This window comes from Anoxybacillus thermarum (assembly GCF_000836725.1).
Lineage (GTDB): Bacteria > Bacillota > Bacilli > Bacillales > Anoxybacillaceae > Anoxybacillus > Anoxybacillus thermarum.
Window position 1 is genome coordinate 1 of sequence record NZ_JXTH01000036.1, and the last position, 13,442, is coordinate 13,442.

Genomic DNA, 13,442 nt, shown 5'->3' on the forward strand with positions numbered 1-13,442 from the left:
CCTCCAAAAGGGCCGCCAACAAGACAGCGAACACCTTTTGAAGAGTTCTGACTAATTGTTCCTCCAGCTCTTTTAATAAAGGCCATTCTGTGGTAAAATGTTTCATGGACTCTCTCCCTCCTGTTTTATTGATGTTGGTCATCACCATCATAGCAGGGAGAGAGTCCTTTTTGCATGACATTTGCTTTTTTCTACCGCGCTTCGCTTGGTGGCCCCGACGAGCGTCGCGAACAAAAGTTCGCAACCCTCGTCGGGGAATCATTCCTGAATGTCACCCACAAATATTTTACTCACACAATGTAACTTTTTTTCATGTTATTTCCTCTTTCACACTCTGAAGTCATAAGTAGATAAAACATCGTTAACTCGAAAACCAAATGTTTTTATTTCTAAATCGTACTCTAGATTGAAGGGCATGATACGAATTTTCCAAATACCATCTGGTTTATCCAAATGAAGAAAAAAAGAAAAATCCACAATTGAAAATACTTTTTGTATCGTTTTTTTTCGGTCAAGTTCTATCTTAATCCTAAAAACTGCTTCTCCATGTGGATGATACCATATCATTTCAACAAATCTATCAGTTTTTTCAACATGTGAAATAACACAATGAATGATACAGTATTTGTCAAGTGGAGTAAAAACTTTTTTTATCTCTATAGGATTACGCTCACGGTCAAGTTCAGTGCAACTATTTACACTAAATAACTTAATAACGACCACCGCCAATTAATTTATGAAGTTTATTTTCCACTTTTGTTATGCCGTCATCAATTGCTTTGCCTACTTTTGTACTGTCAAACCATTTTTCTACTGCAGCAACTTTGTTCATACTGCCTATTACATAACTTCCGGCGAAATATCCTGCTACTGTACCTTTTGCGGCTCCTTTTGCCGTTTCTGAAGCCACTTTTCTTTCTAACATAGTGAATCCTGTAGTTGCAGCTTTATATACTCTCACTCCATTACCTATTCCACCTGTAGCCATCCCAACGACATTAGAAATCGTATTACTTCTCAAATCATCAGCAATGGAACTGACAACCCAATGTGCAGCTTTTTGTATTTTATTCATGGTATCCCTCCTAACGAAAGAATATTTTACGAAATAATCATAAAAAAAAAAATTATCCGTCAACCCCTTTTTTAGAATAAATTGTATATAAAGAAACAAAAAACCACCCTACGACAAAGGGTGGCTTACATTGGAGGACACTCGAATCGTTTGTTTTTTTGTTAGCTCTTCATCGACTGTTAATAACTCTTTTTTCTCCCAGCTGACGAAGTAGTCTTCCCATAAGATGTGGCAGCAATCATTGGTTACTCCCAGCACAATCCCTCTCGTTCCATCCGTATAGACGACGCAATCCCCGATGTGAAACATAGCGATCACCCGAGACGGAAGACGATGCCATGCCCACCGCGTGGATATTCCCATTGAATGTTTTCGTGCGGACAGCCAATACGACAGCTGCCGCACTCATGACAGCCTTCATAGCCAACATGCATGCGAACATCTTCCCATTTGTAAACGGCGGCTGGACAAAAAATGGTACAAATTTTATCTGGGCATTTCGTCAAACATATATTGTCATCAAGCACGTGAAGATGCGATTTCGTATCCGCGTTAAAGCGAACTAAATATTGCTTTTCTTCAATCGTTTGCGCCTTCATCATTTCATCACCTTCCATGCTTTCATCATATCGCGTGCCAGTTTAAACTTTTGTTTCGTCGAACCGAGATCACGCCAAATTTTTTTCTGTTTTTCCCATTTCGATGCCCCATCCACCGTAAACATTTGGCTTGCTGCACGGTTGAGCATCGGGATGTATTGTTCAAAATATTGTGGGAACGATTCAAAATGATGGGTCGCATCTTTATATTTTTTCAAGTCTTGCCCAATAAAGCTTTCCATCAGTTTCATTCGGTATTGATCAAGCATGCTTTCGGAAAAGTCGTTTTGCTCTTTTGCCATAATGATCGTTTCTGCCGCTAACCGACCAGAAGTCATCGCCATATTTGAACCTTCCCGATGAATCGCATTGACAAGCTGTGCCGCATCCCCAACGACAAGCACCCCGTTGCCTGCCACTTTCGGAATGGAATGATAGCCACCTTCTGGGATCAAGTGCGCCAAATATTCGACAGGTTCACTCCCTTGAATGTATGGACGAATCATCGGATGATTTTTCACATACTCAAGTAGCTCATACGGCTTGATTTTATGTTTAATTAATCCGGATAAAAGCGTACCGACACCGATGCTGAGCGTATCTTTATTCGTATATAAAAATCCTGTTCCTAAAATCCCCTTTGTCGCATCGCCAAAAATTTCGATCGTACAGCCTTGGTTGGCTTCAAGATTAAAGCGGTCTTCAATCACGTTTTTATCTAGTTTTAAAATTTCCATCGTCGCTAAAGCGACTTCATCTGGCCGCCATTCGCGATGAAACCCGAGCTGTTTCGCTAAGAGCGAGTTGACGCCGTCTGCTAACACGACGACATCCGCATAAATGTCGCCATCTGGTCGGTCCGTACGAACACCGATGACGCGGCCATTTTCGACGATGCATTCGACCGCTACCGTTTCACAAACGAGCAGTGCTCCTTGTTCGACTGCTTTTTCGGCAAACCATTGGTCAAATTTGGCACGCAATACGGTGAAATTGTTATACGGCTCCCGCCCCCACTCTAACCCTTTGTAGCTGAACGTGACAGCCGACTCTTTATCCATCATCATAAACCGCTGCTCGACGATTGGGCGTTCTAGCGGCGCTTCTTTATAAAACTCTGGAATAATATCTTCCATCATTTTTCTGTACAATACACCACCCATGACGTTTTTCGCTCCTGGATATTCGCCACGCTCTAAAAGCAGCACGTTAACCCCTGCTTTTGCTAGTTCATAGGCACAAGCTGTTCCAGCCGGACCTGCACCAACAACAATACAATCAAATTTTTCAGGCATGGCGGATCTCCTCCTTCACATCGGCAGCTGCTTTTATCTTTGGAATTTCTTCTTTCAATCGTTCAATTAAAAGCGGGACAATTTCAAACGCATCGCCGACAATACCGTAGTGGCATGATTGGAAAATCGGAGCGTTCGGGTCTTTGTTGATGGCGATAATGAGTTCCGAATTTTGCATGCCTACAACGTGCTGAATTGCTCCGGAAATGCCGATCGCAAAATAAATTTTCGGCGTGACAGTCACACCGGTTTGCCCGACTTGGTGATGATGGTCAATCCATCCCGCCTCTACAACATCACGGCTCGCCCCAACTGCACCACCAAGCACTTCTGCGAGCTGGTGAATGAGTTGGAATCCTTCTTTGCTGCCCATCCCTTTTCCGCCAGCAACAACAATGTCCGCTTCGTCAATGCGCACTTTTTTCGCTGTCTCTCTCACAATCTGTAACACTTTCGTCCGCATTTCTTCTTCGTGTAACTCAATATGCTCCTCGATCACGCGACCTGTGCGCGACGGATCTGGCGGTAGCGATTTCATTACTTTCGGGCGCACCGTCGCCATTTGTGGACGATATTTTTTACATAAAATCGTCGCCATAATATTTCCGCCAAACGCCGGGCGGCTCGCTAATAACAAACCGGTATCTTCTTCAATATCAAGTATTGTCGTATCAGCCGTCAATCCTGTCGGTAAATCAGTTGCGATGGCACTCGCCAAATCTTTCCCGGATGGCGTCGCCCCGTATAAAATGACTTCTGGTTTATGTTTATGGCAACAATCGAGCAAAGCACGCATATATGGTTCTGTTCGGTAATGTTCAAAAATTGGATCATCATATACATATACAACGTCTGCACCGTATTGGAAAAGAATCGGGGCAAGTGTTTTTACACCGCTACCGATTAAAACTCCTGCAAGCTCTGTTTTACGTTTATCTGCCAGCATCCGTCCTGCTCCTAATAATTCTAACGATACAGGAGCAATTTGCCCGTCTTTTACTTCAATGTATATCCATATCCCCCGATAATCATCGAAATTCATTCGCTACTCCCCCTATGAAAAAAGCTCTTTTTTCTCAAGTATAATAGACAACAATTCATTCACTTGCTCTTCTTTTGTTCCTGTTAATATCTTTCCACCTTCTGGCTTCGGTGGTGCCCATACTTTTGATACAATCGTTGGAGATCCTTTTAATCCTAGTTGTTTGCGGTCAACATCTTCTAAGTCGTCTGCAGTCCAAATCGTTGGTTGATATCGTGCGGCTTTAATCATGTTTGGCAAAGGTGCAAAGGAGATGTCGTTGATGTCTTTTTCTACAGTGAACAAACAAGGCAATTGTGATTTGACGACTTCATACCCATCTTCTAATTTACGATGAACGATCGCATACCCTTTTTCTTTATTCAATTCAACGACTTTGTTTACACCAGTTAGAGGAGGAATGTTTAAACGACGTGCAATACCAGGTCCGACTTGCCCCGTATCTCCATCAATCGTCATTTTTCCACAAATGATAAGGTCAATCGGACGCTGTTTTGCAATTTTTTCAAGCGCCTTTGTGAGCGCATAACTTGTAGCGAGCGTATCCGCTCCGGCAAATGCTCGGTCTGAAATCATGTACCCTTCATCTGCCCCAAGCTCTATACATTTTTTTATGGCTTTTACTGCTGGTGGAGGACCCATCGTTAAAACAGATACGATTCCACCGTACTTCTTTTTTAAACGTACAGCTTCTTCTACCGCATGCGCATCATACGGATTTAAAATAGCAGGTGCGCTCGCACGATCCATCGTGTTCGTTTTTGGATTCATTTTGATAATTTTCGTATCTGGCACTTGTTTAATACAGGCTACAATATGTAGCATATATTCACCTCCAAATCGATTTGATGTATAAATATTCTAGCATAATCAACAAATTCCTCGTCATAACAATCAGAAAATTTACCATTTTGTTCACAATTTCAACGCATAGTTGCTCGAATAACAACACCGCGACGAACCATTTCTTCAATATAGCGATCCCCTGGAACGATTTGTTCAGGAGGATATGCACCACGTTTTTGAATCGTTCCGTCGCCAATCATTTGTGCAACAACAGAAACCGTATAGGCCGTTGAACGCGCCATCGCCGTGACATGTTTTTGGCGGTCTTTCTCTGTTACCATTTCGTACTCGTACGTTCTTTCTTTCCCACCTTTTTCCCCCGACACAATTACGCGCAGCAAGACGACATCGTCTTTTTCTTTTAAATCTAAAAGTGGCGTAAGTACTTTTAACAATACGTCACGAGGACGTACGATCACTCCATCAACTTCTACTTCATAATCACGACGCGTCAATTGTAAATCGACGAGCAACCGAAATTTTTCTGCATGACCGGGATAGCGAATCGTTTTATATTCTAGACATTTTACATGTGGATAAGACCGTGGCAGCGTAGATGTTCCCCCTGATGTATGAAACGCTTCAAGCGGACCGAAACGATCGAAATAAATTGTTTCAACTTCTGATAAAGATGGCACTTGCCGTTTTTGTCCATCCCGAATAATGAAGGAAGGATCCGTGTAATGATCCAACAAACCTTCAAGCGAAAAGACGTGATTATATCCGAGTGGCGGTTCTGGCCGAAGAGGAATACCGCCAACATATAATTTAATGGTATGAACGCGATCCAGTTGACTCGCTCCATATCCTGTTAAAATATTAATCATTCCTGGGGCAACACCTAAATCTGGAATTAACGTAACCCCTGCTCGTTTTGCTTGTTCGTGTAAAGCGAGGACACGATCTGTCATATGTCCGATATGCCCACCCAAGTCTACGGCGTGCACACCCGTTTCAATGGCCGCTTTCGCTACCTTTTCGTTAAACGTATAAAAAAGTGCATTAATGGCTACATCATGCCCATGCATCGCAGCCTGCAGTTCTTGATCATTCGCTGCATCCACTCGCTTCACTTTCACTTTTTCTGATGCCAACGAACGTTGAACGGCTTTCGCTTTCTCCTCATCGACATCCGCAAGTGTTACCGATAATACCGCTTGCTGTTCAACTAAATCACGCACCGCTTCTTTTCCCATTAAACCTGCTCCAAGAACAATGACATTCATCGTCTAACCTCCTTCACACATCAATTTGGGCGCGTTGTAATTTACCGCTATAGTCAACGTAAATGCTTTTCCACTCCGTAAATACATCGAGTGCTGCGACGCCTGAATCACGATGTCCGTTGCCTGTTCCTTTCGTTCCACCAAAAGGCAAATGAATTTCTGCCCCTGTCGTTCCCGCATTTACATATACAATTCCTGTATCGAAATCGCGCATCGCTGTAAACGCTCGATGAATATCACGAGTAAAAATCGCGCTAGAAAGCCCATAATCAACGCTGTTATTCACTTCAATCGCTTCTTCTAAACTGCGAACGGATATAATTGATGTGACGGGACCGAAAATTTCCTCTCGCGCAATTCGCATCGTCGGTGTAACGTTTGTGAACAACGTTGGAGCGTAATAAAATCCTTCTTTGTATGGCCCATCCTGCAGTATATACCCGCCTGCCAGTAGCGTTGCCCCTTCATTTTTTCCAATTTGAACGTAATGGTGAATTTTTTGTAACGCATCTTGATTAATGACTGGTCCAACTTTCACTCCTTCTTCTAGTCCGTTTCCAACCGTTAATGTATTTATCGCTGCAAGTAACCGTTCTTCCACATGTTTTTTTACATGTTCATGAACGATAACTCGACTGCACGCAGTACAACGCTGACCGGATGTGCCAAAAGCACTCCATATAATGGCTTCTACAGCAAGCGCTATATCTGCATCATCCATGACGATAATGGCATTTTTCCCACCCATTTCAAGAGATACTTTTTTCAAATGACGTCCACACATTTCCGCAATGCGCCGGCCAACTTCATTGGATCCTGTAAACGAAATGACTTTTACATCACGATGTTCAACAAGCGCTTCGCCAACGACAGAACCGCGTCCATGCACAACATTAAACACACCGTTTGGTAAGCCTGCCTCCTCAAATATTTGCGCAAGTTGCTGCGCCATGATCGGTGTTTCTAGCGCTGGTTTCCAAACAACTGCATTGCCGGCAACGATCGCAGGGAATGACTTCCACGTTGCAATGGCGATTGGAAAGTTCCAAGGGGTGATTAATCCGACGACACCAATCGGCGCACGAACGCTCATTGCGAACTTGTTCGGTAGCTCTGATGGGGTCGTATCGCCAAATAACCGCCTACCTTCCCCTGCCATGTAAAACGCCATATCAATTCCTTCTTGTACTTCTCCACGCGCTTCCTCAATCACTTTTCCCATTTCCATCGTTAATAGGCGGGCAATTTGTTCTTTCCTTTCTTGTAGCAACATGCCAACTTTATAAAGTACTTTTGCTCGTTTTGGGGCCGGCACAAGCGCCCATTTTTTCTGTGCACGCTTCGCCGCCGACACTGCCTGTTTGACATCTTGTTCATTTGATAATGCCACTTCCCCGATGCTTTCACCCGTAGCTGGATTTATAATTGAAACAAATTGCCCACTTGTCGATGACACCCATCGTCCGTCTATATAGTTTAATACTTTCATTGTTTTCCTCCCCTCGCCTGTTCAATTGTTAAAAATGGAGATAATACGTTCGGATCTGTCATGACTTCAATCACAGTTGGCTTATTGTTTTGGAGTGCTGTAGTAAACGCGGATGAAAATTGTTCTCCTGTTTCTACACGCATACTATCAGCCCCGAAACAACGCGCTATACTTGCAAACGATATATCGCCTAAATCTGTCCCGATCACGCGCTTTGGATACCGAAGCTCTTGATACATGCGAATCGTTCCATACATTTGATTGTTAAACACCACACTAATGATAGGGATGTTGTATCGAACGGCTGTTTCTAGCTCTTGGATCGTCATCATAAACCCACCATCTCCACTTAATGAAACGACCGAACGATGTGGATTTGCTAATTTTGCACCAATGGCTGCTGGTAGTCCGTATCCCATTGCTCCTGATGTTGGCCCAATATATGTATGTTGCTGAAATTGAAAAAATGAATGGAGCCAACTTGCGAAATTGCCCGCATCATTTGTAATGATCGCTTCGGATGGAAGAAGATGTTGAAGGATGTGGATAATTTCTTCGTTTACATTCCGTTTCATGGACGAAAGTGATGAAACTCGTTCGTATGCCCCACGCCGTTCTTGTACCCAGGCTGTCCATGACGGGTGAAGTTGAATATTCAACAACCGGCTTAACGCTTCTTTCGCATCAGAAACAACACCAATATGCGGAGAATATGTGACACCGATGACATCGTAATCAATATCGATATGAATAAGTTTTTGCGTCGATAGTAACTTATAATCTTGTGTCGTCACTTCTGACAGGCGCGTACCGATGGCTAAAACAACATCTGCTTGTTCCACCGTTTCGATGATCGCTCGTTGCGTTCCTAAACCAAGATGACCAACATAAAGAGGATGATCGTTTGGAAATACATCATGTCGACGAAAAGAAGACATGACGGGAAGCGACCATTTTTCCGCAAATAAACGAAGGTCATCGTTTGCTTTTGACCATATAATTCCTCCACCCGCAATGACAACCGGTCGCCTCGCTGACTGCAATAACTGCTCAATGCGTTGAATATCCTCCTCGTTCGGTGCTGGTTTTGGAACAATCGTTTTTGAAAACGTCACTTGATCGACTTGTTCATGAAGAACATCTTCAGGAAGCGCAACGACAACGGGCCCAGGCCTTCCTGTTTGAGCAATTCGAAACGCCCGTGTCAACAACTCAGGCAACCTTTGTGCATCGTCAATCTCTGCTGCCCATTTGGCTAGGGGACGAAAACATGCTTCAACATCTATTTCTTGAAAGCCTTCGCGCCCCCGAAACGCTCGCGCAACTTGTCCTAACAATACAACCATTGGCGTCGAATCTTGTCTTGCTGTATGAATACCGATGGCGGCATTTGTTGCTCCTACCCCTCTTGTTGCCATTACCACACCGACTTTTTTGCTCGCTTTCGCATATCCTTCTGCCATAAATGCGGCGCCGCCTTCATGACGAGCAGAAATGAGTTGAATCGTCTGTTCAGAAAAAAGGGCATCAAGGATCGGTAAATAACTTTCCCCCGGTACACAAAAGACATGGGAAACGTCTTCGCTTTTTAAACATTGAACGATCGCCTCAGCTGCATTCACTACAAGCCCTCCTTTCTTTTTGTATCATGTATACACAAATGAAATCGTTTTATAACCTCACAAACAAAAAGAGGAGCATATTCGCCCCTCTACATCCGATGTACATGTTCTGTTTGTTCCATTGTTTTCGTTTTTATTCGTATGATAAAAAATGCCCCAATCACCCACCATCCGATAAATATGAGCCACTCATATGGCCAGACAAGCTGAGATGGCATACCTGGCATGTATAAGAAAATAAATCCGATCGACAATACGAGCGCGATCCAACCGACAGCGGATGATTGACCGACTTGAAACGGACGTGGCATATTTGGTTCTTTTTTGCGCAATGCAATAAATGATAAAGCAACAAGGAAATAAGCAATGATGATTGAAAAACCTCCTGCATCTACAAGCCAAACAAGCATTGGTCTGCCGAGTAGAGGAGCGAATGTGGCGAGCGTTCCAATGAATAAGATCGCATTGGATGGTGTTTTGTATATTGGATGAATGCGGGCAAACCATTGTGGAAGAAATGTTTCTTGTGCCATCGCATAAAGCACGCGGCTACCACCGATAATAAACGCGTTCCAGCTTGTTAAAATGCCAGCCAATCCCCCGATGATGAGCACCTTTGAGAAAAACGAACTACCTAATGCTGCAGCCATCGCATCTGCTGTTGGAAGCGATGAGTTTGTCAAGACATCATTCGGTAAAATGTATGATACTGCAAAAACAACCCCGACATAAAACAAAACAGCCAATGCTACAGATAAAATAAGAATTTTTCCAATCGAACGTTGTGGAATATTCATTTCTTCTGCTGTTTGAGGAATGACGTCAAAACCGACAAACATAAATGGAGTCATCACTAACACAGCGAGTAAGCCAGCCGAGCCATCTTTAAATAACGGCTGTAAATTTGATGTTTCTCCATTTATGAGTGAGCCACTTAAAAGTGCCATACCGACAAGAAAGATAACAAACGTCAATACGACTTGTAAAAAGGCTGCGCTTTTTACTCCGCGATAGTTGATCCATGTAATGATGATTGAACCGATCATGCCAATCATCACCCATGAAACGTTCACATCCCAACCTGCAATCGTCCAAAGATATCCAAATTTAAATGTTGGGAATAAGTACTCAATCACTGTTGGGAGTGCAACAGCTTCAAATGCTACAACCGATAAATAGCCAAGAGCAATTGCCCAAGCAGCGATAAACGAAGCCTTAGGTCCGAGAGCCCGCAAAACAAAATAATGTTCTCCCCCCACTTTCGGCATGGCTGATGACAACTCTGCATATGTCAAACCAACAAAAATAACAAGAATTCCCCCGATTAAAAAGGCAATGATCGCTCCGAGTGAACCTGCACTCGTAATCCACGTACCTGAAAGCACAACCCATCCCCAACCGATCATCGCCCCAAATGCCAATAACAACACATCTAATTTCGTTAATACTTTATGAAACTGTTGATCCATTACATATCCCCCTTTCACATATTTGGATGTGGCCGAATAGAAATCGTTTGATACGCAGTAAAAAATTCGATGGCCGCTTGCCCTTGTTCACGCGTGCCTGAGCTTGACTGCTTCATCCCGCCAAACGGTGCTTGCGGTTCCGCACCGCCTGTCTCACCGTTCACTTGTACCATTCCCGCCTCGATATGTTCAATAAAATAAAGCGCTTTCGATACATCATTTGTAAATAGCGAAGCACTCAACCCATAAATGCTGTCGTTTGCCATTTCAATCGCTTCATCTATGGATGCCGCTTCTACAATCGATAGGACAGGACCAAATATTTCTTCTGTCGCAATAATGGAGCGATGGGAAACAGAATCAAATACAGTTGGCTCAATATACCAGCCTACATCATCGCTCGCTCCCCCTCCAATCAGCAGCCGTCCTTCTTGTGTTCCAATATGGATGTAACGCTGAACCGTTTCAAATTGTCTTTTCGAGACAACCGGCCCCATCGTCACTTGTTCGTCCATTCCATTTCCAACTCGAATACGTTTCACCTGTTCCATCACATGCGCTCGAAATACATCGATAATCTCTTTCTCAACAAATACGCGACTCGTTGCCGTACAACGTTGCCCCGTTTGTTTCATCGCTCCTTCTACAACGAGTCGAGCAGCAAATTCGATATTTGCATCTTTTAAAACGATGGCTGGATTTTTTCCACCAAGTTCAAGTTGATATTTCGCCCCACGAGCTGCTGCTTTTTTTGCAATTTCACTACCAATCGCATTCGAGCCTGTAAACGTAATCGCATCGACATTCTTATGTTCGACAATGGCATCACCAATTGTGCTTCCACGGCCGACGACAAAGTTTAAAACTCCTGAAGGTAATCCTGCTTCTGCGAACAATTCAACGATGCGAGCTCCTGTAGCGCTTGCTTCTAGTGCAGGCTTAAATACAACCGTATTTCCATAAACGAGGGCAGGGGCAATTTTCCATATCGGGATAGCTAGCGGAAAATTCCATGGAGCAATGACAGCTACAACCCCGACAGGCACACGTTTTGTAAAAAATAAATTTTTTGCGTCAAATGAAGGTAACACTTCCCCTACTCTTCTCAACCCTTCTCCGGCATAATAACGTAAAATAGCTGCGCTACGATATACTTCTCCTTTCGTTTCAACAAAACGCTTCCCCATTTCTTTCGTAGCTAATTCCGCCAATTCATCCGCATATTGCTCAAATAAATGAGCGACTTTTTGCAAATACGCGCCACGCTCTGGAGCAGCCGTTTGCGCCCATTTTTTCTTTGCTTTCACCGCAGCAAACACCGCCTCATCCACATCATGAACAGACGAACCGACCACGATTGCAACAAGCTCCGTTTGATCAGCTGGATTGTATCGCTCAATCGTTTCACTTTTCCCTTCAGTCCATTCACCATCAATGTAGTTTTTCACTTCACGCATCATTTCACCACCTTTTGTTGTACTTCTGATAATAGTTGGTGTAAAATAGAAAAACCTTTCTGTAGCTGTTCATCTGTCATCACAAGCGGCGGTAAAAAGCGTACAACGTTGCTGTATAATCCAGCGCTTAAAAAGATCGCTCCGCGCTTCCATGCATGGGACACAATATATGCTGTTTGTTCTTTCGCTGGCGTTTTTTGCTCGCGATCTGTTACAAGCTCGATCGCGCACATCGCCCCAAGCCCGCGCACATCGCCAACGATGTCAAACTGTCGCTTCATTTCTTCTAAAAGCGTCATCATTTTTTCACCAAGATGACGAGCACGCAAAATAAGCTGTTCTTCTTCAATGACATCTAAAACAGCGAGTGCAGCTGCACATGCCAATGGACTCCCAGAAAACGTGCCACCAAGCTGACCAACTTCAGGTGCATCCATTATTTCACTTCGGCCAACGACTGCACTGATCGGCACACCCGCTCCCATCGACTTCGACAATGTCATTAAATCAGGTGCTACGCCGAAATGTTCCATCGCAAACATACGCCCGGTTCGAGCAAAACCCGTTTGAATTTCATCAGCAATCATCACGATGCCATGCTCGTCGCAAATGCGACGAATCGCCTGCATAAATTTCGCCGATGGAACGACAAACCCACCTTCTCCTTGTACAGGTTCAATAATGATCGCAGCCACATGATCAGGCGCCACTTCCGCAGTAAAAAACTGTTGCAGTGCTGCTATTAACCGTTCATCCACCTCATCTGCCGTTTGCCCGTTTGCTCGATAATAGTATGGATATGGCAACTTATACACCTCTGGGGCGAATGGACCAAATCCTTTTTTATATGGCATTACTTTGCTTGTTAGCGACATCGTTAATAGCGTCCGACCATGATATCCACCTGTAAATGACACAATCGCCGAGCGACCTGTATACTTTCTTGCAATTTTCACAGCGTTTTCCACTGCTTCCGCACCACTATTTAAAAAGATCGTTTTTTTCGGAAAGTCACCCGGTGTTAGCTCATTTAATTTTTCTGCTAATAACACGTACGATTGGTAAGGCGTCACGTGAAAACATGGATGAATAAACGCTGCCGCCTGCTGCTGAATGGCAGCGACTACTTTTGGGTGACAATGTCCAACGTTTTGTACACCAATCCCCCCCGCAAAGTCGATATATTCGCGATCATCTATGTCGCGAATCATTGCTCCTTTTGCTTCTTTAATAAAAATTTCCGTCACGTTGTATGGCGCTCTTGCAACTGCTTCTCTTCTTCGTTCCATCCAATTCGACATGATCTCTCCTCCTTCGACAAA

13 protein-coding genes are annotated in these 13,442 nt (G+C 43.8%); all 13 read right to left on the reverse strand.

From position 1 onward, the window contains the following. Nucleotides 1-327: 327 nt before the first annotated feature. Nucleotides 328-723: a hypothetical protein gene (locus LH47_RS09325; RefSeq protein ID WP_043966836.1), complete on the reverse strand. Its 396-nt coding sequence runs from the start codon at nucleotides 721-723 to the stop codon at nucleotides 328-330. Beyond that, a complete protein-coding gene (locus LH47_RS09330; RefSeq protein ID WP_043966838.1) occupies nucleotides 710-1,075 on the reverse strand; it encodes a hypothetical protein in 366 nt (121 codons plus the stop codon). Before LH47_RS09330 ends, LH47_RS09325 begins: the two co-directional genes overlap by 14 nt. 108 nt (nucleotides 1,076-1,183) lie before the next feature. Next, nucleotides 1,184-1,384 (reverse strand): hypothetical protein, encoded by a 201-nt coding sequence (locus LH47_RS15270; protein ID WP_084221303.1) that lies wholly within the window; start codon nucleotides 1,382-1,384, stop codon nucleotides 1,184-1,186. Between the two features lie 5 nt (nucleotides 1,385-1,389). Beyond that, nucleotides 1,390-1,692, reverse strand: a complete 303-nt coding sequence (locus LH47_RS09335) for a ferredoxin family protein (RefSeq protein WP_084221304.1) — start codon at nucleotides 1,690-1,692, stop codon at nucleotides 1,390-1,392. Further along, nucleotides 1,674-2,969, reverse strand: a complete 1,296-nt coding sequence (locus LH47_RS09340; protein WP_043966842.1) for an FAD-dependent oxidoreductase — start codon at nucleotides 2,967-2,969, stop codon at nucleotides 1,674-1,676. Before LH47_RS09340 ends, LH47_RS09335 begins: the two co-directional genes overlap by 19 nt. Further along, on the reverse strand, nucleotides 2,962-4,011 hold the full coding sequence (locus tag LH47_RS09345; protein ID WP_043966844.1) for an electron transfer flavoprotein subunit alpha/FixB family protein: 1,050 nt from the start codon (nucleotides 4,009-4,011) through the stop codon (nucleotides 2,962-2,964). The genes LH47_RS09340 and LH47_RS09345 overlap by 8 nt, the downstream gene beginning before the upstream one ends. 12 nt (nucleotides 4,012-4,023) lie before the next feature. Beyond that, entirely contained in the window at nucleotides 4,024-4,836 is an 813-nt protein-coding gene (locus LH47_RS09350) for an electron transfer flavoprotein subunit beta/FixA family protein (protein ID WP_043966845.1), read from the reverse strand. Nucleotides 4,837-4,934: 98 nt separating this feature from the next. Beyond that, on the reverse strand, nucleotides 4,935-6,083 hold the full coding sequence (locus LH47_RS09355) for a saccharopine dehydrogenase family protein (protein ID WP_043966847.1): 1,149 nt from the start codon (nucleotides 6,081-6,083) through the stop codon (nucleotides 4,935-4,937). A 13-nt stretch (nucleotides 6,084-6,096) separates the two neighbouring features. After that, nucleotides 6,097-7,572, reverse strand: coding sequence for an aldehyde dehydrogenase family protein (locus tag LH47_RS09360; RefSeq protein ID WP_043966849.1), 1,476 nt, complete (start codon nucleotides 7,570-7,572; stop codon nucleotides 6,097-6,099). After that, complete coding sequence (locus LH47_RS09365; RefSeq protein ID WP_043966851.1) at nucleotides 7,569-9,194, reverse strand: thiamine pyrophosphate-binding protein; 1,626 nt, start codon at nucleotides 9,192-9,194, stop codon at nucleotides 7,569-7,571. The genes LH47_RS09360 and LH47_RS09365 overlap by 4 nt, the downstream gene beginning before the upstream one ends. Before the next feature lie 89 nt (nucleotides 9,195-9,283). Next, nucleotides 9,284-10,663, reverse strand: a complete 1,380-nt coding sequence (locus tag LH47_RS09370; RefSeq protein WP_043966853.1) for an APC family permease — start codon at nucleotides 10,661-10,663, stop codon at nucleotides 9,284-9,286. A gap of 14 nt (nucleotides 10,664-10,677) precedes the next feature. Continuing rightward, nucleotides 10,678-12,120 (reverse strand): aldehyde dehydrogenase family protein, encoded by a 1,443-nt coding sequence (locus tag LH47_RS09375; RefSeq protein WP_084221306.1) that lies wholly within the window; start codon nucleotides 12,118-12,120, stop codon nucleotides 10,678-10,680. Continuing rightward, nucleotides 12,120-13,421, reverse strand: a complete 1,302-nt coding sequence (gene gabT / locus LH47_RS09380) for a 4-aminobutyrate--2-oxoglutarate transaminase (RefSeq protein WP_043966857.1) — start codon at nucleotides 13,419-13,421, stop codon at nucleotides 12,120-12,122. The genes LH47_RS09375 and gabT overlap by 1 nt, the downstream gene beginning before the upstream one ends. Nucleotides 13,422-13,442: the final 21 nt, after the last annotated feature.

Coding starts and splice junctions, on each gene's coding strand:
- LH47_RS09330 (WP_043966838.1), bottom strand. CDS start 1,075: ATGAATAAAATACAAAAAGCTGCACATTGGGTTGTCAGTTCCATTGCT.
- LH47_RS15270 (WP_084221303.1), bottom strand. CDS start 1,384: ATGTTTCACATCGGGGATTGCGTCGTCTATACGGATGGAACGAGAGGG.
- LH47_RS09335 (WP_084221304.1), bottom strand. CDS start 1,692: ATGGAAGGTGATGAAATGATGAAGGCGCAAACGATTGAAGAAAAGCAA.
- LH47_RS09340 (WP_043966842.1), bottom strand. CDS start 2,969: ATGCCTGAAAAATTTGATTGTATTGTTGTTGGTGCAGGTCCGGCTGGA.
- LH47_RS09345 (WP_043966844.1), bottom strand. CDS start 4,011: ATGAATTTCGATGATTATCGGGGGATATGGATATACATTGAAGTAAAA.
- LH47_RS09350 (WP_043966845.1), bottom strand. CDS start 4,836: ATGCTACATATTGTAGCCTGTATTAAACAAGTGCCAGATACGAAAATT.
- LH47_RS09355 (WP_043966847.1), bottom strand. CDS start 6,083: ATGAATGTCATTGTTCTTGGAGCAGGTTTAATGGGAAAAGAAGCGGTG.
- LH47_RS09360 (WP_043966849.1), bottom strand. CDS start 7,572: ATGAAAGTATTAAACTATATAGACGGACGATGGGTGTCATCGACAAGT.
- LH47_RS09370 (WP_043966853.1), bottom strand. CDS start 10,663: ATGGATCAACAGTTTCATAAAGTATTAACGAAATTAGATGTGTTGTTA.
- LH47_RS09375 (WP_084221306.1), bottom strand. CDS start 12,120: ATGCGTGAAGTGAAAAACTACATTGATGGTGAATGGACTGAAGGGAAA.
- gabT (WP_043966857.1), bottom strand. CDS start 13,421: ATGTCGAATTGGATGGAACGAAGAAGAGAAGCAGTTGCAAGAGCGCCA.